This window comes from Stenotrophomonas sp. AN71, from assembly GCF_050435725.1.
Classification (GTDB): Bacteria; Pseudomonadota; Gammaproteobacteria; order Xanthomonadales; family Xanthomonadaceae; genus Stenotrophomonas.
Genome location: NZ_JBNDKU010000003.1, coordinates 133,483 through 154,238, shown reverse-complemented (window position 1 = coordinate 154,238; position 20,756 = coordinate 133,483). Strand labels below are relative to the sequence as shown.

Below are 20,756 nucleotides of genomic sequence, written 5' to 3'. Positions count from 1 at the left end.
AAATTTCTTACAAAAAAAGGGCGGACCTTGCGGTCCGCCCTCCTTCTGTTGCTACCGCACTTCGATGGATCAGAAGCGCTGGGTGTACTTCATGTACAGGAAGCGACCGATATCGAAGCCGCCGTAGTAGGCGAAGCTCGAGTTCGGAGCCGAGTACTGCAGCGGACCCTTGTGGTCGAACACGTTGTTCGCGCCCAGCGCGATCGTCGCATCCCACGGCGCCTTCCAGCTGACCTGCAGGTCGTGGAAGGTGTTGGAGCCGGTGTGACGCAGCGGATCGCTTTCGCCGTTGGCCATGTGGTTCGGCGCATCGCACCAGCCATCGGCCAGCGAGATGCAGCTTTCCTTCATGCCGGAGTAGTAGCGCGCGGTGTAGTTGACACCGAAGTCGCCGTACTGCCAGTTGACGCCCAGGTTCGAACGCACGCGGAACAGGCCCGGCTCGCTGACGCGGCCGATCATGATGTTGTCGCCCGCGCTGTTCTGGCCCTGCTCGTCGTACTTGGCGGTGTAGCTGGTCTGCCAGTCGATGCTGAACTGACCGATGGCCAGTTCCGGCAGGCGGTACTTGACGCCCAGGTCGTAACCTTCGGTCTTCATCTTGCCGAGGTTGGCGGTACCGTAGGTGATCGCACTGACGTGGCCGTCAGCGGCACGGGTCACGCTGGCGCAACGTGCGGAGTTGCCCAGCACGTAGCAGTCACGCAGGATGCGGTCGACGCTGTCAGCGATGATCATGTCGCTGATTTCGTACTTGTACCAATCCAGCGACAGGTCCAGGCCCTGCACCCAACGCGGGCTCCACACCAGACCGAAGGTGGTGCTCTTGGAGGTTTCCGGCTTCAGGTTCGGGTTGGCACCGGAGACGAACTGGTCGCCCGACTGGCACGGCAGGGTCGAGCACGGCAGGTTGCCCTGGCCCAGCTGCACGTAGTTGGCCGGAGCGCCGGCGGCGGTGCAGGCGGCATTGCCGGCAACGCTGCCCGGCGCCTTGACGCCGCACGGATCGATGTACGACTCGAAGCTCGAGCTCAGGCCACCGTACAGATCGCTGATGGTCGGAGCACGGAAGCCCTGGGCGTAGGTGCCGCGGACCAGCAGTTCATCCAGCGGACGCCAGGTCAGGCCGAACTTGCTGTTGGTGGTGCCACCGAAGTTGCTGTAGTCCGAATAACGGCTGGCAACGTTCAGGGTCAGTTCCTTGGCGAAGGCCATGTCGGCCAGCAGCGGCACGTTCAGTTCGAGGTAGACCTCGTTCAGATCGTACTGACCGCGGGTCGGCTTCTGGCCCAGACCGGTGGACTGGCCCGACTGCGCGAAGGCGTCCGGCACGTAGCTGCCTTCTTCCTTGCGGTGCTCGACACCCAGGGCGAAGCCCAGGTCGCCGGCCGGCAGGGTCACGATGGAACCGGACAGGTTGGCGGTGAAGCTGGTGGTCTTGGTGACGCCACGGGTGGTGAAGGTCGGGAACAGGAAGTCCTGCAGCTCCTGGTTCGCCAGGTTGCCCTGACCATCAACGCCGTACGGCAGCAGCGGGTTCCACGGGCGGCAATCGCCCAGGATCGGCTTGGCCGAGGTGCCGCAGCGTGCAACGCCGCCGGCATCGATGAACGACGGGCCCAGGGCCTGGCGCGCAGCGATCAGGCTCATGTCACCGCGGTTGCTCTTGATCGACTCGTTGCGGTTCCACAGCGCGCCGACATCCCAATCGAAGGTCTTGCCGCCGAGCTCGAAGAAGCCGGTCAGGGTCGGAGCGAAGCGCAGGGTCTTCAGCTGGCTGTCAGTGGTACGCGGCACTTCCCACAGGCGGCGACGGAAGCTGACGTCCTGGCCGACCGGGTTGAAGGCGCTCGAACCCGACAGCGGGGTGCCGAAGGAGTTGGACTGGAACGGGTAACCGGCGATCTGCTGGAACGTCTGGCGCTCGTTGTAGAGCACGTCGGTGTTCAGGCTGATCGAATCGGTGAAGTCGTAGGTGCCGTTGATGTAGACCGACTTGCGCTTCACACCGGTGAGCAGGGTCATCTGCTCGTTGGAGTTGGCGAACTCATCCGAGGTGATGGTGTGGTAGTCGTTCGGGTTCTTCGGGTTGCCACCGGCGTTCAGGGTCTTCCAGACCGCCTTCTTGGAGTCGCTGCAATCGACCTGGGTCGGGTTGCACCAGCTGCCGTTCTGGCTGATCGGGCTCCAGGTCGACGAGGTCGAGTTCGGACCCAGCGAGCCGTCACGGCTGTACCAGCGGTCCTTGGCCCACACCGGATCCTGCTTGGAGTACTCGGCCGACAGGGTCAGGCTGCCACGCTCGCCGCGGGCACCGAGGGTCATCGAGTAGGTTTCGGTGTCGCCGTCGCCCTTGCCGTACTGGCCGACGTAGACATTGGCTTCGCCGCCGTCGAAGTTCTTGCGGGTGATCACGTTGACCACGCCGGCAATGGCGTCGGAACCGTAGATCGAGGACGCGCCGTCCTTCAGGATCTCGATGCGCTCAACGGCCGACATCGGGATCTGGCTGAGATCCTGGTAACCGGCGGTGGTTGCGCCCAGGCGCTTGCCGTTCATCAGCACCAGGGTGCGCTGGGCGCCCAGGTTGCGGATGTCGACGTAGTAACCGCCCACGTTCTCGCCCGAAGCCAGCGACTCCGAACGCGAGATGGCCGGGGAACCGGCCGAGGTCAGGTTGTTCAGCACATCGGCGACGCTCGAGAAGCCCTGCTTTTCCAGGGATTCGCGGGTCATCGTCAGGATCGGCTGCTGGGTCTCCACCGAGGCGCCGCGGATGCGCGAGCCGGTGACCGAGATGCGGTCCAGGTCGGTGGTGCCCTTGGCTTCCTGAGCGGAAGCAAAGGCCGGCGCCAGCGCCAGCGCAATGCCGGCCGGCAGCAAGCCGAACCGCACTGCGGGATTACGAACGTTCATCAATCTCTCCAAGGTACGTGTTAGCAGCGTGTTAAAACACCCCAGCACGTTACGATTGCGTTGCAGCGCTGTATTTGCGCGAACCAACCGGAGACTTTGCAGATTGTGGCGGGAGCAAGCCGCCGTTCTCCCTGAAGCGCGATGCCGACTGGCCATAACGGGCCCGGAACGCACGCGCGAAGCTGCAGCAGTTGTCGAAACCGCTTGCGGCAGCGACCTCACCGACCATCATGTCGGTGTCACGCAGCAGGTCGGCGGCACGCTCCAGGCGCAGCCGTGCCGAAAGCGACTGAGGGCTTTCCTCGTACAGGCTCTGGAAGGTCTTGGAGAGGTACCAGCTGGAGAAGTTGGTCAGCTCGGCCAGTTCACCGATACGCACCACCCGGTGGCTGTTGCCCTCCAGGTACAGGCGTGCGCGCTGCATGCGGCCGAACACCTGGCGCTTGCGGCTGCGAGAGCGCCCCGGGCAGCGCTGCACATTGTCGGCCAGGCCACGCTGCAATCCCGCCAGATGCAACAGCAGCGGGCGCAGGGCCTGAGCCGGCTGGCCACTGGCCAATGCGTCGCGCCACAGACGCAGCGCCACACGCGCATCGCCGCGGTTCATGCGGCCACGACCGGCATACAGGCCGCAATCGGCCATCTCGGCCAGCACGCGCAGCGCTTCAACGTTCAGGTTCAGGCCGATGCACAACCCGTTGCGACCGGCCTGCACCAACGGCCGTGATTCCCTCTCGAAGGCGATCCACTCACCCTGGCGCAAGCGGAAGCGCCCTTCCTTGGCCTCCACCCACGAGCTGCCACGCACCTGCATCCAGACGGTGAAGCTGGCGCCTGCGGTCTGCAGGCTGCCGAGCCGGGCCACGCCCAGGCAGGTCGGCGCGGCATCGTCGAGCGACCGATCCAGGGAAAGGGTTTGGCCGCGATCGGCCAGCGAGAGTTGACGCATGGGGGCACCACGGATTTGCCTAGTACAGGTCTCCGTTTTGCCAAATCAGGTGGCAGCGCGTCAGGAAAGTCAGACGAGATCGCCACGAATTCGCGACGAGATCGCTACGAAGAAATCACGAAGGCGCATTTCACTTGAACAACAACAACTTGGAGAACGCCGGAAGCAGCGTGGGCGCGCGCTCGGGCAGGCGCATCACGCCGATGTCGGCGCCGTCACTGACCGCCATCGCCACGAACAGGTCACTTCCGTCGGCGCTGGCACTGAGCCCGTTGCCGGCGCTGAGCCGTTCCGCGTCCAGGCAGCGCTCCGGCGCCTCGCGACCGGCCTGGATCCGCACCAGGGTGGTGCCACAGGTCGTGGACGTGCCGAGGTAGCCAATGCCGCTGTTGCCGGCCACGGTCCAGGCCCGGTAACGCCAGCGGCTGGGACGGTCGTCGCTGATCTGCTGCACGCTGGCCGGCGCCAATGCCGCATCCACCGACCACAGCCCGCCCGCCGCCAGACGGGTGAACAACACCCGGCCGCTGCTGCGATCGAAGCGCGCCTGCGAAACCCCCTCGATGCTGGCCAGCCGGCGCCACGGTTGTGCGCTACGGTCGTACAGGCTCAGCCGCGTGCGCTGATCGGCATCGCGCTCGACCACCAACAGCTGATCCGGCGACGCACCATACAGCGCCTGCAGAGGTTGCTCGACCGGGACCGGCAACGGTTGCAGGCGTTCATCACGCGGCGCGATCTCGTAGACCACGGTCCGCCCATGCTCGTCGCGGCCGACCACCAGCAGCTGGCGGCTGTCAGCCGACCAGTCCGGTGCCTGCCGTGCTTCCGGCCGCAACCCTTCGATCGGCCGCAGCGAATCCGGGCGCTGCATGTCGGCCCACCACAAGGCAAAGCTGCCGGAGCGATCCGAGGTGAACACCAGTTGCCGGCCATCCGGTGCTGCCATCGGCTGTCCATCGCGGCCACTGGATGCAAACAGGCGTTCGGGCGTGCCGTTGCCCTGCAGCGGCACCTTGAACACGCCGAACTGTGCACGACGATGCACGAAGGCCAGCATGCCACCGCGTCGCGACACGGCCGGCCACTGCGCATCGTCCAGGCCGGCGTCGCGCAGCGTGTGGCGCTCGACATCCAGATAGTAGAGCCGCGCCTCGCTGTCGACGCGGCGGCCGAACACGATGGTGCGACCATCGTCCAGCCACGCCCAGCCACGCAGCTCGGCCGCCTCGTTGGTCAGCTGTTCGGGCGTGCCACCATCGGCCGGCACCCGCCACAGGTCGCCCAGCTGCGGGTTGCGCACGAACACCAGCCACTGCCCATCGGGCGAGTAACGCGGCGCGTAGTCAAAGTCATCCGCGTCGACGCTGTACGCCAGCGCGCGCCACTCACCGCTTGCCAGATCCAGCACACGGATGCCGCGATGGGCGTAGCGCCCGACCATGCTGCCGAACACCAGGCCGCGGCCATCGGGCGTCCAGTCGAAGCTGAGCAGTTCGGTGCCATCGCAGCGCGTGGCCTGGCGCAGGGCACCTCCGGTGGCGCTGGCGATCAGCACCTGGCAACCGCCATCGGCAGAGAACCGCGCGAACGCGATCTCACGACCATCCGGCGACCAGTTCGGGAAACGATCAACCGCTCCCGCCGGCGGCACCAGCAACTGACGTGCCGGCGCGTTGCCGGAGGTCTGCACCTTGATCGCACCGCCACCATTGCCATCTTCGTTGGCACCTTCATAGGCCACCAGCGAGCCGTCGGGCGACAGCGTGGGATAGGTTTCAAAGCCACTCGTTGCGGTGATCAGCCGGTAAGGACGCTGCGGACTGCCGATCACCCGCGTGCCGTTCTCTACTGCCGCATCGACCGCCGAGCTGCTGGCCGGTGCGCGGCGCAACAGCAACGCGGTCAACACCAGCAACGTGACCAGCATCAGCACGCCCAGTGCCAGCAACACGCGGCGCCGCACGTAGCGCCAGCGACGGCGCGACTCCTGCGCGCGCGTCGGTGCGCCGGCAACGGCCGCGAGTACCGGTGCTGCATCGGCGACGTCAACGTCGGACATCACCGGGGAAGCCGGCTCGACATCGTCCAGTACCTGCACCGGCACCAACAGCCGGTAACCGGTCTTGGCGATGGTCTCGATGTAGGCCTGGCCATTATCGTCGTCGTTGCTGAACGCCTTGCGCAGCTGGGTAACCGCCTGGGTCAGCACATCGTTGGTGGGCAGCGTGTCCGGCCACACTTCGGCGAACAGCTCATCGCGGGTGACCACGCGTCCCGGCTGACGCAGCAGCACGCGCAGCACGCCCAGCGCTTTCGGTGTCAGCCGGCGTGCGCGACGCGCGCCGACGACCTCGACTTCGCGCGAGGACAGAGTGACGGTGCACTCTCCTATCCGGATCCGATCGAACCCGGGGGGCTGTATTTCGCTGCTGTTCATTTTCTGCTACACAGTAGAGACAGGTCGCGGGCAGTGGTTGCCTTCGATACCGTCCCTTCCGGGGAACAGCGAAAAGCCAGACTCCGCACAAAGCATCGGCGCATACCGCAAAAACAATTGAGCGCGCGAATACTAGCCTATGCCGGTTACCTCGCCTATCGCGTGGTCGACATCAGGCTCTCTCTCGCCGACGCATTCACATAATTCGCTGCACTATTCGCGCCCTTCCGGGCGCGAAATTTTTATCTGGCGTTCATTTTCAGACACGCCGCAGCATGGTCAATCCGACCAGTCGCGAAACCACCAAAGCCACGTACATCACGCCTGAAAACTGCTCCAGCATGACCAGTGCGCGTGCCTGTGGATGCAGCGGTACGACATCGCTCAGCCCCACCCCGGACAGCAAGCTGAAGCTCAGATAAAGCAGCTCCATCCAGCTGCGCTGAGGGCCCTCGCTGACGCCATGAAAACTGCCTGGATACCACTGCTGGCACACCGAGAAAGCGAACGCGAATGCCCAGGCGAGCAGCGTGAACGTGGCGCCAGCGGCGAACAGCTCATCGCGGGTGACCTTGTGATCCTGAAGCATGTACGCGATCAGCGCGCCGGCCGTGTAGAAGTACAGCAGGCTCTCCAGCAACTGCGCGGTGGTCAGCAATGTGCTGCGTTCGAGCAATGCGCCGGCCAGCGAGAACACCACCGCTGGAATGGCCAGCAGCAGCGCCAGCCAGGTTCCCAGCGGGCTGCGCTGTACCACCCACAGCGCCAGACCGAGCACCGCCATGCCGAACATGCCCAGCGCCGCACGACCGCCGGCCGTGTCATCCAACGCGGGATACAACAGCACCGCCAGCAGTTGCGCGCCCAGCAGCCAGGCCGAGGGATGGCGGCGGGCGATGGCCAGCCAACGCGTGGTCACTGCAATGGGCATGGCGTCCTTTCCCCTGGGAACGATGCGCCGAGCATAGCGGGTAGCGCCGGGCCGCGCCCGGCGATTTGCCCGGACCGCTGCGCTCGCCGGGCATGGCCCGGCGCTACCGATGCGGCATCATCCCTGGTGGTAGACCTCGGCGCCCGAAGCGCGGAACTCGGCCGACTTCTCCTGCATGCCAGCCTCGGCGTACTCACGCACGTCCTGGGTGATCTTCATCGAGCAGAAATGCGGGCCGCACATCGAGCAGAAGTGGGCCAGCTTGTGCGCATCCTTCGGCAAGGTCTCGTCGTGGAACTCCTTGGCTTTTTCCGGATCCAGGCCCAGGTGGAACTGGTCTTCCCAGCGGAACTCGAAGCGTGCCTTGCTCAGCGCATTGTCACGCACCTGCGCACCCGGGTGGCCCTTGGCCAGGTCGGCCGCGTGCGCGGCGATGCGGTAGGCCATGATGCCGTCGCGCACATCCTGGCGGTTGGGCAGGCCCAGGTGTTCCTTTGGCGTCACGTAGCAGAGCATCGCGGTACCAAACCAGCCGATCATCGCCGCACCAATCGCGCTGGTGATGTGGTCGTAGCCCGGCGCGATGTCGGTGGTCAGCGGGCCCAGTGTGTAGAACGGTGCTTCACCGCACTCGCGCAGCTGCTTGTCCATGTTCTCCTTGATCAGCTGCATCGGCACATGGCCGGGGCCTTCGATCATGGTCTGCACGTCGTGCTTCCACGCGATCTTCGTCAGTTCACCCAGCGTCTCCAGTTCACCGAACTGTGCCGCATCGTTGGCGTCGGCGATGCAGCCCGGGCGCAGGCCATCGCCCAGCGAGAAGGTCACGTCGTAGGCCTTCATGATTTCGCAGATCTCTTCGAAGTGCGTGTAGAGGAAGTTCTCCTTGTGGTGTGACAGGCACCACTTGGCCATGATCGAGCCGCCGCGGCTGACGATGCCGGTGACCCGCTTGGCGGTGAGCGGCACATAGCGCAGCAGCACGCCGGCATGGATGGTGAAGTAGTCCACGCCCTGTTCGGCCTGTTCGATCAGGGTGTCGCGGAAGATTTCCCAGGTGAGTGCTTCGGCGCGGCCGTCGACTTTTTCCAGTGCCTGGTAGATCGGCACGGTGCCGATCGCCACCGGCGAGTTGCGCACGATCCATTCGCGGGTCTCATGGATGTGCTTGCCGGTGGACAGGTCCATCACCGTGTCGCCACCCCAGCGGATCGCCCACACCAGTTTCTCCACTTCCTCGGCGATGCCGGAGGACACCGCGCTGTTGCCGATGTTGGCGTTGATCTTGGTGAGGAAGTTGCGGCCGATGATCATCGGTTCGCTTTCCGGGTGGTTGATGTTGTTGGGCAGCACCGCACGGCCGCGAGCGATCTCGTCGCGCACGAACTCGGGGGTGATGATTGTCTGGATGGACGCACCGAACGCTTCGCCCGGATGTTGCTGCAGCAGGCCGGCATCGCGGATCGCGTCCAGCCGCTGGTTCTCGCGGATGGCAACGAACTCCATTTCCGGGGTGATGATGCCGCGCCGCGCGTAATGCATCTGGGTGACGTTGGTGCCGGCACGTGCACGGCGTGGCAGGCTGCGTGCGGGGAAACGCACGGCATCGAGCTTCGGGTCATGCTCGCGACCGCGCCCGAACGACGAACTGAGGCCGTCGAGCTGTTCGGTGTCGCCGCGTTCTTCCACCCAGCCACGGCGCAGTGCCGGCAGACCTGCGGACAGGTCGATGCGCACCTCCGGATCGGTGTACGGGCCGGAGGTGTCATAGACGGTGACCGGTGCGTTCTCTTCGCCACCAAACAGTGTCGGCGTACGGGTCAGCACGATCTCGCGCATCGGTACCTGCAGATCCGGGCGCGAGCCAGGCACATGGATCTTGCGCGAACCGGGAATCGGCCGGGTCACGGATTCGGAGAGTTGCTGGGCCTGTTGCTGCAGGGCAGAGAGCTGTGCGTTCATCGGGCATCGTCCAGGGAGGTCAGGGACGAAGCGGCGGCGCACTGCAGCCGCGTCCGGACGGTCCTTGGGCGGAGTCCGGGCATGGCTGCGTTGCAAAGCTTCCCTACGCCGGTATGAGCCGGATCAGGTTCCAAGGGACTGTCTCAACCGTGGCCACAAGGCCGCGGTACCCCCGCTTCTTGCTGCGCATTAGAGCATAGAAAGCACTCGGCCTACCTCCTGCTGATCCACGCATGGCGTGGATCTACTGAACGATTTCGGGGCCGGCGTTAACAGAACCATGACGTCGCGTTCAGTAACGTGCACGCCCATCGTGTCGCAGCGACCGATGTTTCCTTTGCCGCCCGCGCGGCCCTTGCCCGGTTCGTGCTGCATGCCGCCGGCCCCTCGCCGCAAGCTCTGCTCGCTCCCCTCAATCCCCTTGATCGGAGAAGCTCCTTCATGGTGTTTCGCATTTCCATCGCACTGGTGCTGGCTCTGGTGCTGCTGGCCGGCATCGCGCCCGGCCCCTTCAATACCGTCGTGCAGTCGATGCTGGCGGAAGTGATCCGCAGTGTCGGCTGGCTGTACCTGCTGGTCGTGTTCCTGGCACTGGTGTTCCTGATGTACCTGGCTTTCGGCCGCTTTGGCCACCTGCGCATCGGCGGTGAAGACGCCGAGCCGGAATTCTCACGGGCCAGCTGGATGTCGATGCTGTTCGCCGCCGGCATGGGCATCGGCCTGGTGTTCTGGGGCGCAGCCGAACCGATATCGCACTTCAGCAAGCCGCCGGAGGGCCTCACGCCGGAAAGCATGGACGCCGCGCGCGCGTCGATGCGCTACGCGTTCTTCCACTGGGGCCTGCATCCCTGGGCGATCTATGCGCTGATCGGTCTGGCGATGGCCTGGTTCCAGTTCAACCGCAACGGCCGTGGCCTGGTCAGCGACATGCTGCAGCCGATCATCGGCCGTCACCATCGGGGCTGGATCGGGCGTGTGGTCAACATCGCCGCTGTCGTCGCCACCGCGATCGGCGTGGCCACCACGCTCGGCTTCGGCACCATCCAGATCGCTGCCGGCATCGAACGCGTGTTCGGCCTGCAGGCCACGGTTGCGGTGCAGATGACCATCATCGCTGTCGCCTTCGTGCTGTACATGGCCTCCACCGCCAGCGGTGTGGAGCGCGGGGTGAAATGGCTGTCCAATTTCAATCTTGCATTGGCCGCGCTGCTGGCGGCCATCCTGCTGGTGCTGGGGCCGACCGGCTTCATCTTCGATACCTTCACCACCACCCTGGGCTCCTACCTCAACCAGCTGGTCACGATGAGCCTGCGCATGTCGCCGTTCTCCGGCAGCACGTGGGTGGCGGACTGGACGATCTTCTACTGGGCCTGGTGGATCTCGTGGGCACCGTTCGTGGGTTCGTTCATCGCGCGCATCTCGCGTGGCCGCAGCGTGCGCGAATTCGTGATCGGGGTGGTGCTCGCGCCGACGCTGCTGGGCTTCTTCTGGTTCGCGGTATTCGGTGGCACCGCGTTGTGGGCACAGATCTTCGGCCACGCCGATCTGCTGACGGCGCTGGGCAATGGCTACGAGACGGTGCTGTTCACGCTGTTCGACAGCATGCCGCTGTCGCTGCTGCTGTCGTGCATCGCGCTGGTATTGCTGATGATCTTCTTCGTGACCTCGGCCGACTCTGCGGTACTGGTCCTGGCCAGCATGTCCACCGACGAAGCCGGTGATCCGCCCTTGAAGCGCAAGCTGGCATGGGGTATCGCAGTGGCGTTGATCGCGGCGGCCCTGCTGCTTGCCGGTGGGTTGGATGCGCTGCAGGGCATGATCACGATTGCGGCGTTGCCGTTCGCATTGTTGATGGTGCTGGTGATGGTGTCGCTGTATCGGGTGCTGGACCAGGAGTACACGCGCGAGCGGCGGCAGGCGCAGCGCCAGCGGCACATGATCGATGCGTGGATCGCACGCGAGATGGCAGCGCAGGAAGACACCCAGGCCGAGGCAGCGCGCGCGCAGGATCGGGATTGAGGGGGTTGTTTTGCAGCCTGCGGCTGCACCGCTTCTTTCAGGCAACGGCAACAGCAACTTCAAAAGCGGCTCTGGTTTTCTGCAGGTTGGGTGGGGCGGCATGGGTGGGCAGGACACGCCGTAAACCCATCCATGAGGGCTCGATGGCGCCATCCATGGCGCCAACGGTCCTGCCCACCCATACCGCCCCACCCCCGACAGATTTCCGTTGACGGCAGTAGATCCACGCCATGCGTGGATGAGGTGTATCGGAAAACAAGAAGGGGTCGGATCCGTTCTCCTTCGGAAAACGGATCCGACCCCAACCCACAGCGCGCGGCTGTTGCTGCTGCCTTTGATTTTGATCTTCTTCTTTTTCTTCCTGCGGTGGCGGCCACGGAAACTGTCAGGGGCCGGGCGGGTGGGCTGGGCGGGGGTGTCAGCCGCATGGATGCGGCTGCCAAGCCTCCATGGACGGATTCACGGCGTCCCCCGACCAGCCCACCCGCCCGGCCAAGCCCCGTATCACTGCCATCACCGCAGAAGGGGCTCAGCCCGGTGGCCGGGAAACCTCAGTACCCCGCCGCCTGCCCATCCTTGCGACTCTCCGAAGCACCGTAATAAACCCCGGTCTCGGGATCACGCATGATCGCCTGATATCCGCCATACGGGCCATCGGCGAACACGATGCGATGCCCCTTGCGCATCAGCGCACGCACCGTCTCGTACGGGAAGCCCGTTTCCAGATTCACCTCACCGCCATCGGTCATCGCCGTGGCCTGGCCGGTCGGCTCGGTGGAACCTTCGTGCTGGATGCGCGGTGCGTCACCGGCTTCCTGCAGGTTCATGCCGAAATCCACCAGGTTCATCACGATCTGCGCATGGCCCTGCGGCTGCATTGCGCCGCCCATCACACCGAAGCTGGCATAGGGCTTGCCGCCCTTGGTGATGAACGCCGGAATGATGGTCTGGAACGGACGCTTGCCCGGTGCGTAGCCATTGGGATGGTTCTTCTGCAGCACGAACATCTCGCCACGGTCCTGCAGGATGAAGCCCAGCCCCGGTGGGGCCATACCGCTGCCCATGCCACGGTAGTTGGACTGGATCAGCGATACCATCATGCCGTCGGCATCGGCCACGGTCATGTAGATCGTGTCGCCCTCTTCCAGCTGCTTCGGCGTGCCTGGCTGCACTTCCTTCAACGCCTTGTCCATCGAGATCAGCGCACGGCGCTGCGCGGCGTACTCCTTGGAAATCAACTTCTGCACCGGCGCCGGCTGGAACGCCATATCGGCGTAGAAGCGCGCACGGTCGGCAAAGGCCAGCTTCTTCGCTTCCACGAACAGGTGCACATGCTCCGGCGAGCCGAACGGAATCTTCGAGAAATCGTAGCCTTCCAGCACGTTGAGGATCTGCAGCGCAGCGATGCCCTGGCTGTTCGGCGGCAGCTCCCACACATCGTAGCCACGGTAGTTGCTGCTGACCGGCTCGACCCACTCCCCGTGATGGTCGGCCAGGTCCTGGTAGCTGAGGTAGCCGCCGTTGGCCTTGAAGTAGTCGCCGATGGTGTGGGCGATATCGCCTTTGTAGAAGGCGTCGCGGCCGCCGTCGGCGATCTTCTGCAGGGTGCTGGCCAGGTTCGGGTTCTTCCACATCTCGCCCTTTCGCGGGGCGTGACCGTTGATCGTGAACTGCTCCTTGAAGCCCGGATACTGCGAGAGCTTCGGGACCGAGCGGTCCCAGTAATAGGCGATCACTTCGGCCACCGGGTGGCCTTCACGGGCATAACGGATGGCCGGCGCGAGGTTGTCGGCCATCGGCTTGCGGCCGAAGCGGTCGTGCAACGCGAACCAGCCGTCGACCGCGCCGGGCACCGACACCGGCAGCGGGCCGGTGGCAGGGATGTCCTTCAGGCCACGACGCTGGAACTCGGCCAGGGTGAGCGACTTCGGCGAGCGGCCAGAGCCGTTGTAGCCATAGAGCTTCTGCGTCTTCGGGTCCCAGACGATGGCAAACAGGTCGCCGCCGATGCCATTGCCGGTGGGCTCCATCAAGCCGAGCGCGGCGTTGGCGGCGATCGCCGCGTCCACGGCGGAGCCGCCCCCTTTCATCACGTCCAGCGCGATCTGCGTGGCCAACGGCTGCGAGGTCGCGGCCATGGCGTGCGGGGCGATCACCTCCGAGCGGGTGGCGAAGGTGTGGCCGGTGATGCGATCGGCGGCAGAGGACAGCGCGGGCACGGCGGCCAGCACGGCGGCGGCAAGCAGGGAACGGGCAAGGCGTCGGGACACGGTCGGGTTCCGATGGAAGGGTGGTCCCCCGATCTTCGCCGTTGCAGCCTCCAGGTGGTATCGGGCAGAGGTCATGGGCGATGCGCATTCGCTGAGTGCGGACCCTGGTCCGCCCCCATCAAGGCAAAAACCACCCGGAATCCGCGCAAAAAACGCCCTGAAAAGAGTGAATTCGGGTTCACCTAAACACTTTCAGCGGCAACCATCCTTATGCCGCAGGCGATTGCGCTGGATGCGACGGAAACTGATGGAAATTCCATCGCAAGGGTTGACATCGCCGAAACGGCTGTGTTTCTCTCGATCACATGTTGCATCACAACACGCCACCGCGAACCCACATCGAAGCCGCCGACACCGGCGCCGCCTCGCTGCGTTCGATTCTTGTGCTCGTACTTATTACCCAACCAACAGGTGCGGGACGAGCCAGCGTGTAAGCAGCAAACACACCGGAACTCATCAAAAACCCGCACCCGCCCAGGTGCGGGTTTTTTCATTTCAGGACCTGGTTTCAGACGCAACCACCATGAACAACGCCTACCGCAAAACCCGGACCTGCAGCACTACGACGCCTCGTGGTGGCTGTGCCTGTGCAATGCGCGGCGCTCACTCCACCGCTTTCCCCTGACCGGCCGGCACGTCACCTCGACGACCGGCCGTTCTTTTTCTTCCCACCGCAAGGAACCTCCCCCATGAGCACCAACGACCTGCCCCAGATCAAGATCGCCGTCATCGGTTACGGCAGCCAGGGCCGCGCCCACGCACTGAACCTGCGCGAATCCGGCTTCGACGTGGTGGTAGGCCTGCGTCCGGGCGGCCCCACCGAAGTCAAGGCGCAGGCCGATGGCTTCACCGTCAAGGCGCCGGCCGATGCGGTGAAGGACGCAGATCTGGTCGCTGTGCTGACCCCGGACATGGTGCAGAAGAAGCTGTACGACGACGTGCTGGCGCCGAACATGAAGCCGGGCGCGGTGCTGCTGTTCGCCCATGGCCTGAACGTGCACTTCGACATGATCAAACCGCGCGAAGATCTGGACGTGGTGCTGGTGGCACCGAAGGGCCCGGGGGCGCTGGTGCGTCGCGAGTACGAGATCGGCCGCGGTGTGCCGTGCATCTGGGCGGTCTACCAGGACAAGAGCGGCAAGGCCGCCGAGCATGCACTCGCCTATGCGACCGGCCTCGGCGGTGCCCGCGCCAACCTGATCCAGACCACGTTCAAGGAAGAGACCGAGACCGATCTGTTCGGCGAGCAGGCGGTGCTTTGCGGCGGTGCCTCGGCGCTGGTGCAGGCCGGTTTCGAGACCCTGGTCGAGGCCGGCTACCAGCCGGAAATCGCCTACTACGAAGTACTGCACGAACTGAAGCTGATCGTCGACCTGTTCTACGAAGGCGGCATCTCGCGCATGTTGGAGTTCATCTCCGAGACCGCGCAGTACGGCGACTACGTCAGCGGCCCGCGGGTGATCGACGCCGGCACCAAGGCGCGCATGAAGGAAGTGTTGAAGGACATCCAGGACGGCACCTTCACCAAGAACTGGGTAGCGGAGTACGAAGCAGGCCTGCCGAACTACAACAAGTTCAAGCAGGCCGACCTGGAACATCCGATCGAAAAGGTGGGCAAGGAACTGCGCGCCAAGATGGTCTGGTTGCAAGGACAGGCCGCGTAACCACGCGGCCCTCCCCCACCCGCTTTGCAAGGTTCCCCATGAACTCTTCCACACACCGCAGCGCGCTGCCCAACGGCGCGCGTTGGCTGACCCAGGCGCTGGAGGCCGAAGGCGTCCGCACGCTGTTCGGCTATCCCGGCGGCACCATCATGCCGTTCTACGACGCGCTGGTGGATTCGTCGCTGAAGCACATCCTGGTGCGTCATGAACAGGGCGCGGCCCTGGCCGCCAACGGCTTCGCCCGTGCCAGTGGCCAGGTCGGCGTCTGCGTGGCCACCTCCGGGCCGGGCGCCTCGAACCTGGTCACGGGCATCGCCGATGCAATGCTGGATTCGGTGCCGATGGTCTGCATCACCGGCCAGGTCGGCACGCCGCTGCTGGGCACCGACGCCTTCCAGGAACTGGATGTGTTCGGCCTGACCATGCCGATCGTCAAGCACAGCTGGCTGGTGCGCAGCGTCGATAACCTGCCGCGCGTGGTGGCCGATGCCTTCCGCATCGCCCGCGAAGGCCGCCCTGGCCCGGTGCTGATCGACCTGCCCAAGGACGTGCAGCTGGCCGATGCCAGCCATCTGCCGGCGCATGTGCCGAGCCGTGTCGAGCCGCCGCCGGCTCCTGTCGACGACGCCATCGCCGAGGCGATCGCTGCGCTGGCGGCGGCCGAGAAGCCGGTGGTCTACGCCGGTGGCGGCATCGCGCTGGGCGATGCGGTGCAGGAACTGCGCGACTTCGTCGAAGCCAGCGCCATTCCCACTGTGATGACCCTGCGTGGATTGGGTGCACTGCCGGCGCATCATCCGCAGTCACTGGGCATGCTGGGCATGCATGGCACCCGCGCCGCCAACATGGCCGTGCAGGAAAGTGACCTGCTGCTGGTGCTGGGTGCCCGCTTCGATGACCGCGCCACCGGCAAGCTGGCCGAGTTCGCGCCGTTCGCCCGGGTCGTCCACATCGACGCCGACGCCTACGAGATCTCCAAGCTGCGCAGCGCAGACGTCGCCGTGCCCGGCAATGTCGGCCATGCCATCCGCGCCCTGCGTGCGGCCTTCCACTCCCCCAAGGCCCACCAGGACGCATGGCGCAAGCGTTGTGCGCAGCACCGTGATCGCTTCGCCGCGCGCTACGATGCGCCGGGCCAGCACATCTACGCCCCGGCGTTGCTGAAGCGGCTGAGCGAGCTGGCACCGGCCGATGCGGTGATCGCCTGCGACGTCGGCCAGCACCAGATGTGGGTGGCCCAGCACTGCCGCTTCAACCACCCGCGCAACCACCTGACCAGCGGCGCGCTGGGCACCATGGGCTTCGGCCTGCCGGCGGCAATGGGCGCGCAGTTCGCCTGCCCCGATCGGACCGTGGTGCTGGTGTCCGGCGATGGCAGCTTCATGATGAACGTGCAGGAGCTGGCGACCATCGCCCGCTGCCGCCTGCCGGTGAAGATCGTGCTGCTGGACAACAGTTCGCTGGGCATGGTGCGGCAGTGGCAGGAACTGTTCTTCGCCGAGCGTTACAGCGAGATCGACCTGTCCGACAACCCGGACTTCGTGGCACTGGCGCAGGTGTTCGGCATCGCCGCGACCCGCATCGAGGCACGCGACGACGTGGAGGGCGGCCTGGCTGCGCTGCTGGCCGAACCGGGCCCGGCGCTGCTGCACGTGGCCATCGACGCACGGGCCAACGTGTGGCCGCTGGTGCCGCCGAACACCGCCAACAGCACGATGCTGGAAAGCAACCCTGCCCATGCCCGCCAGGAGGCTCCCAATGCACTACCGGCTTGACCTGGTGCTGCACCCGGCCGAAGGCGCGCTGCTGCGCGTGATCGGCATGGCCGAACGCCGCGGCTTCGCGCCGCGCGCGATCAGCGGCGCGCCAGTGGCCGCCGATGACGGACGCTGGCATCTGCAGCTGGTGGTCGATGGCCAGCGCTCGGCGGAAACGCTGTGCCGGCAGATCGAGAAGATCTACGACTGCGTGTCCGTGCAGGTCACTGCAGTGGAAGGAGTATCACCATGAACGCCCGTACCGTAGCGACCACGGTACCGGTACGGAGGGGTCTTCTTCGCCGCCCGTGCCCGCATGCGGCGGTGCTCCGCGACCCGCAGGTGGCCCATGCCGGCCGCTGAAACCAGCAAGGAAAGCGATGTCGGCGATGTAACCGTCGCCGATGTCCTGGCAGCGCAGGCCCGCCTGCGCCGTTTCCTGCCGCCCACGCCGCTGCACCATGCCGAGCGCTTCGGCACCTGGCTGAAGCTGGAAAACCTGCAGCGCACCGGTTCGTACAAGGTGCGCGGCGCATTGAACGCACTGGTGGCCGGCCGCGAGCGCGGCGATACCCGGCCGGTGATCTGCGCCTCGGCCGGCAACCACGCCCAGGGCGTGGCGTGGTCCGCCTATCGCCTGGATGTCCCGGCCATCGCGGTGATGCCACATGGCGCCCCGGCCACCAAGATCGCCGGCGTCGCCCACTGGGGCGCAACCGTGCGCCAGCACGGCAACAGCTACGACGAGGCCTATGCGTTCGCCGTCGAACTGGCGCAGCGCCACGGCTACCGCTTCCTGTCGGCGTTCGACGATGCGGATGTGATCGCCGGCCAGGGCACGGTCGGCATCGAGCTGGCCGCGCATGCGCCGGACGTGGTGATCGTACCGATCGGCGGTGGCGGCCTGGCCTCCGGCGTCGCCCTGGCGCTGAAATCGCAGGGCGTGCGCATCGTCGGTGCACAGGTCGAAGGTGTCGATTCGATGGCCCGCGCGATCCGCGGCGATGTGCGCGAGATCAATCCCGTGCCGTCGCTGGCCGATGGCGTGCGGGTGAAGATCCCCGGTTTCCTGACCCGCCGCCTGTGCACCTCGCTGCTGGACGATGTGGTGATCGTGCGCGAAGCCGAACTGCGCGAGACCCTGGTGCGGTTGGCACTGGAAGAACACATCATCGCCGAGGGCGCCGGTGCGCTGGCGCTGGCCGCCGGCCGCCGCGTCGCCGGCCGCCGCAAGTGCGCGGTGGTCTCCGGCGGCAACATCGACGCCGGCGTACTGGCCGGCCTGCTCACCGACATCCGTCCGCGCCCGCCACGCAAACCACGGCGACGGCGCAGCGAGTCTCCGCGCTCGCCGGCCAAGGCCAGCCTCCCTGCCTCCCCCACATCTTCCCCTTCCCCCCTGCAAGCCGTCGCACCCGCTGTCGAGGAGATTTCCCTGTGACCACCATCGAACGAATTACCATCCCGCGCATCCGCATCTTCGACACCACCCTGCGTGACGGCGAGCAGTCCCCCGGCTGCAGCATGAGCCCGCCGCAGAAGCTGGTGATGGCGCGTGCGCTGGACGAACTGGGCGTGGACATCATCGAGACCGGCTTCCCGGCCAGCTCGCAGTCCGACCGCGAGGCAATGGCCCTGATCGGCCGCGAACTGCGCCGCCCGAGCCTGAGCCTGGCGGTGCTGTCGCGCTGCCTGCAGGCGGATATCGAAACCTCGGCACGTGCGCTGGAAGCGGCCGTCAACCCGCGCCTGCACGTGTTCCTGTCGACCAGCCCGCTGCACCGCGAGCACAAGCTGCGCATGACCCGCGAACAGGTATTGGAATCGGTACGCAAGCATGTAGCACTGGCACGTTCCTACATCGATGATGTCGAATTCTCGGCCGAAGATGCTACCCGTACCGAGCTGGACTACCTGATCGAGGTCTCGCGCGTGGCCATTGCCGCCGGCGCCACCACCATCAACCTGCCCGACACCGTCGGCTTCACCACGCCGGAAGAGATCCGCACGATGTTCCAGCGGGTCATCGCCGGCGTTGCCGACGTGCCGAATGCCGCCAACGTGATCTTCAGCGCGCACTGCCACAACGACCTGGGTCTGGCCGTGGCCAACTCGCTGGCCGCCATCGAAGGCGGCGCGCGCCAGGTCGAATGCACCGTCAACGGCATCGGTGAACGCGCCGGCAACTGCTCGCTGGAAGAGATCGCGATGGTGCTGAAGGTGCGCCAGGCCTTCTACGAGCAGGACACGGCCATCGACACCCCGCGCATCGTCGGCACCTCGCAGCTGCTGCAGCGCCTGGTCGGCATGCCGGTACAGCGCAACAAGGCCATCGTCGGCGCCAACGCCTTCGCCCATGAATCGGGCATCCACCAGCACGGCATGCTGCGCCATCGCGGCACCTACGAAATCATGCGTCCGGAAGACGTGGGCTGGGAGGACTCGCAGATGGTGCTGGGCCGCCACAGTGGCCGTGCGGCCGTCGAAGCGCGCCTGCGCGCACTGGGCTTCTGGCTGGAAGAAGACGAACTGAAGCTGGTGTTCGAGCAGTTCAAGGGCCTGTGCGAACAGCAGCGCGTGGTCACCGATGCCGACCTGCAGACTCTGATGCAGGGTGGCTCCAACGCGCAGGGCTACCGCCTGGCCTCAATGACCATCAGCGATGTCGGCAGCCGCGCCAACGCGCTGGTCGAGCTGTCCGACCCGGACGGCAACCGCGTGGCAGAGACCGCACAGGGCGACGGCCCGGTCGATGCGCTGTTCGGCGCACTGTCGGCCGCCACCGGGGTGCAGCTGATGCTGGACAGCTACCACGTGCACAGCGTCGGCATCGGCGCCGATGCGCGCGGCGAAGCCAATCTGAGCGTCCGCCACGAGGGCGTGGAGTACGACGGCACCGGCACCAGCAAGGACATCATCGAGGCCTCCGCGCTGGCCTGGCTGGATGTGGCCAACCGCCTGCTGCGTCAACGCCTGGCTGCCGCTCCCAGCACCATCGACACCCCCACTCCCGCCACCGCCTGAGGAAGCCTGAGATGAGCGCCTTCGACACCACCACGCTGCCTGCAGGGCAGCACTGGAACGCCCAGGACTATGCGATCGATGCCGGCTTCGTACCGCTGCTCGGCGGCGCCGTAGCGCGCCTGCTCGACCCGCGCGCCGGTGAACGCATCCTCGACCTGGGCTGTGGCGATGGCGTGCTCAGTGCCGAGCTGGCCCTGAGCGGCGCACGCATCCATGGTGTGGACGCGTCACCGGAGCTGGTGATCGCCGCACGTGCCCGCGGTGTCGACGCCCAGGTGATGGATGGCCACGCACTGTCGTTCGACAGTGACTTCGACGCGGTGTTCAGCAATGCGGCACTGCATTGGATGGGCACGCCAGACCGCGTGCTGGAAGGCGTGCGTCGCGCCCTGCGCCACGGCGGCCGCTTCGTCGCCGAGTTCGGCGGCCATGGCAACGTGTCCACGATCATCGCAGCGGTGCAGGCTGCACGCGTGGCCCACGGCCACACCGCGAGCACCTTCCAGTGGTACTTCCCCACCGCTGACGCCTACGCCGACCGCCTGCGCCAGCATGGCTTCCAGGTTCAACTGATCGAGTGCACGCCGCGCCCGACCGCGCTGCCAACGGGCGTGGCCGGCTGGCTGCGGGTATTCGCCGCACCGCTGCTGGATGACCTGCCGGCGGAAGCTCGCGCCACCGTGCGCGAGGCAGCCACGGCATTGCTGGCCGAGCTGCCGCGCAATGCCGCCGGCCAGCCGCTGGCCGACTACGTGCGCCTGCGCGTGCTCGCCCGTCGTCGCTGACTTGACCGTTCCGCTTTCTTTACTGATGTTCGCTATCTC

General features: G+C 65.9%; 13 protein-coding genes and 1 riboswitch. Of the genes, 7 read left to right on the top strand and 6 right to left on the bottom strand.

Annotated elements, in window-relative coordinates; all coding sequences use genetic code 11:
- Nucleotides 1-69: 69 nt before the first annotated feature.
- The 5 genes from ABH900_RS06635 to thiC all read right to left on the bottom strand — a co-directional run bounded on the left by ABH900_RS06635 (nt 70) and on the right by thiC (nt 9,198).
- Complete coding sequence (locus ABH900_RS06635; RefSeq protein ID WP_429622107.1) at nt 70-2,916, bottom strand: TonB-dependent receptor; 2,847 nt, start codon at nt 2,914-2,916, stop codon at nt 70-72.
- Nucleotides 2,917-2,965: 49 nt separating this feature from the next.
- On the bottom strand, nt 2,966-3,865 hold the full coding sequence (locus ABH900_RS06630; protein WP_429622106.1) for a helix-turn-helix transcriptional regulator: 900 nt from the start codon (nt 3,863-3,865) through the stop codon (nt 2,966-2,968).
- A gap of 130 nt (nt 3,866-3,995) precedes the next feature.
- Complete coding sequence (locus ABH900_RS06625) at nt 3,996-6,305, bottom strand: winged helix-turn-helix domain-containing protein (RefSeq protein ID WP_429622105.1); 2,310 nt, start codon at nt 6,303-6,305, stop codon at nt 3,996-3,998.
- A 259-nt stretch (nt 6,306-6,564) separates the two neighbouring features.
- On the bottom strand, nt 6,565-7,236 hold the full coding sequence (locus tag ABH900_RS06620; protein WP_429622104.1) for an ion channel: 672 nt from the start codon (nt 7,234-7,236) through the stop codon (nt 6,565-6,567).
- A 117-nt stretch (nt 7,237-7,353) separates the two neighbouring features.
- A complete protein-coding gene (thiC, locus tag ABH900_RS06615) occupies nt 7,354-9,198 on the bottom strand; it encodes a phosphomethylpyrimidine synthase ThiC (protein WP_429622103.1) in 1,845 nt (614 codons plus the stop codon).
- A gap of 82 nt (nt 9,199-9,280) precedes the next feature.
- A riboswitch (TPP riboswitch) is annotated at nt 9,281-9,382 on the bottom strand.
- A gap of 257 nt (nt 9,383-9,639) precedes the next feature.
- Here thiC and ABH900_RS06610 point away from each other — a divergent pair.
- Nucleotides 9,640-11,217 (top strand): BCCT family transporter, encoded by a 1,578-nt coding sequence (locus ABH900_RS06610; RefSeq protein ID WP_429622102.1) that lies wholly within the window; start codon nt 9,640-9,642, stop codon nt 11,215-11,217.
- Nucleotides 11,218-11,768: 551 nt separating this feature from the next.
- Here the strand turns inward: ABH900_RS06610 and ggt are convergent.
- Nucleotides 11,769-13,487 carry a gamma-glutamyltransferase gene (gene ggt, locus ABH900_RS06605; RefSeq protein ID WP_429622101.1) on the bottom strand — a complete coding sequence of 573 codons (1,719 nt, stop codon included), beginning with the start codon at nt 13,485-13,487 and terminating at the stop codon, nt 11,769-11,771.
- Between the two features lie 689 nt (nt 13,488-14,176).
- Here ggt and ilvC point away from each other — a divergent pair.
- The 6 genes from ilvC (at nt 14,177) to ABH900_RS06575 (ending at nt 20,717) form a co-directional block, all read left to right on the top strand.
- Complete coding sequence (ilvC, locus tag ABH900_RS06600; RefSeq protein ID WP_429622100.1) at nt 14,177-15,151, top strand: ketol-acid reductoisomerase; 975 nt, start codon at nt 14,177-14,179, stop codon at nt 15,149-15,151.
- A 38-nt stretch (nt 15,152-15,189) separates the two neighbouring features.
- On the top strand, nt 15,190-16,926 hold the full coding sequence (gene ilvG, locus ABH900_RS06595) for an acetolactate synthase 2 catalytic subunit (protein WP_429622099.1): 1,737 nt from the start codon (nt 15,190-15,192) through the stop codon (nt 16,924-16,926).
- Nucleotides 16,910-17,161, top strand: a complete 252-nt coding sequence (locus ABH900_RS06590; RefSeq protein WP_429622098.1) for an ACT domain-containing protein — start codon at nt 16,910-16,912, stop codon at nt 17,159-17,161. Before ilvG ends, ABH900_RS06590 begins: the two co-directional genes overlap by 17 nt.
- Nucleotides 17,162-17,257: 96 nt before the next feature.
- The gene (locus ABH900_RS06585) at nt 17,258-18,349 is read left to right on the top strand and encodes a threonine dehydratase (protein ID WP_429622097.1); all 1,092 of its coding nucleotides are present in this window, start codon (nt 17,258-17,260) and stop codon (nt 18,347-18,349) included.
- Nucleotides 18,346-19,932: a 2-isopropylmalate synthase gene (locus tag ABH900_RS06580; RefSeq protein WP_429622096.1), complete on the top strand. Its 1,587-nt coding sequence runs from the start codon at nt 18,346-18,348 to the stop codon at nt 19,930-19,932. Before ABH900_RS06585 ends, ABH900_RS06580 begins: the two co-directional genes overlap by 4 nt.
- Nucleotides 19,933-19,943: 11 nt before the next feature.
- Nucleotides 19,944-20,717 carry a class I SAM-dependent methyltransferase gene (locus ABH900_RS06575; protein ID WP_429622095.1) on the top strand — a complete coding sequence of 258 codons (774 nt, stop codon included), beginning with the start codon at nt 19,944-19,946 and terminating at the stop codon, nt 20,715-20,717.
- The last annotated feature ends 39 nt before the right edge of the window (nt 20,718-20,756 follow it).

Excerpts from the sequence above, each read along its gene's own strand:
- ABH900_RS06610 (WP_429622102.1), top strand. The coding sequence starts at position 9,640 with ATGGTGTTTCGCATTTCCATCGCACTGGTGCTGGCTCTGGTGCTGCTG.
- ABH900_RS06575 (WP_429622095.1), top strand. The coding sequence starts at position 19,944 with ATGAGCGCCTTCGACACCACCACGCTGCCTGCAGGGCAGCACTGGAAC.
- ilvG (WP_429622099.1), top strand. The coding sequence starts at position 15,190 with ATGAACTCTTCCACACACCGCAGCGCGCTGCCCAACGGCGCGCGTTGG.
- ABH900_RS06635 (WP_429622107.1), bottom strand. The coding sequence starts at position 2,916 with ATGAACGTTCGTAATCCCGCAGTGCGGTTCGGCTTGCTGCCGGCCGGC.
- ABH900_RS06590 (WP_429622098.1), top strand. The coding sequence starts at position 16,910 with ATGCACTACCGGCTTGACCTGGTGCTGCACCCGGCCGAAGGCGCGCTG.
- ABH900_RS06585 (WP_429622097.1), top strand. The coding sequence starts at position 17,258 with ATGCCGGCCGCTGAAACCAGCAAGGAAAGCGATGTCGGCGATGTAACC.
- ABH900_RS06625 (WP_429622105.1), bottom strand. The coding sequence starts at position 6,305 with ATGAACAGCAGCGAAATACAGCCCCCCGGGTTCGATCGGATCCGGATA.
- ABH900_RS06620 (WP_429622104.1), bottom strand. The coding sequence starts at position 7,236 with ATGCCCATTGCAGTGACCACGCGTTGGCTGGCCATCGCCCGCCGCCAT.
- ABH900_RS06630 (WP_429622106.1), bottom strand. The coding sequence starts at position 3,865 with ATGCGTCAACTCTCGCTGGCCGATCGCGGCCAAACCCTTTCCCTGGAT.
- thiC (WP_429622103.1), bottom strand. The coding sequence starts at position 9,198 with ATGAACGCACAGCTCTCTGCCCTGCAGCAACAGGCCCAGCAACTCTCC.
- ilvC (WP_429622100.1), top strand. The coding sequence starts at position 14,177 with ATGAGCACCAACGACCTGCCCCAGATCAAGATCGCCGTCATCGGTTAC.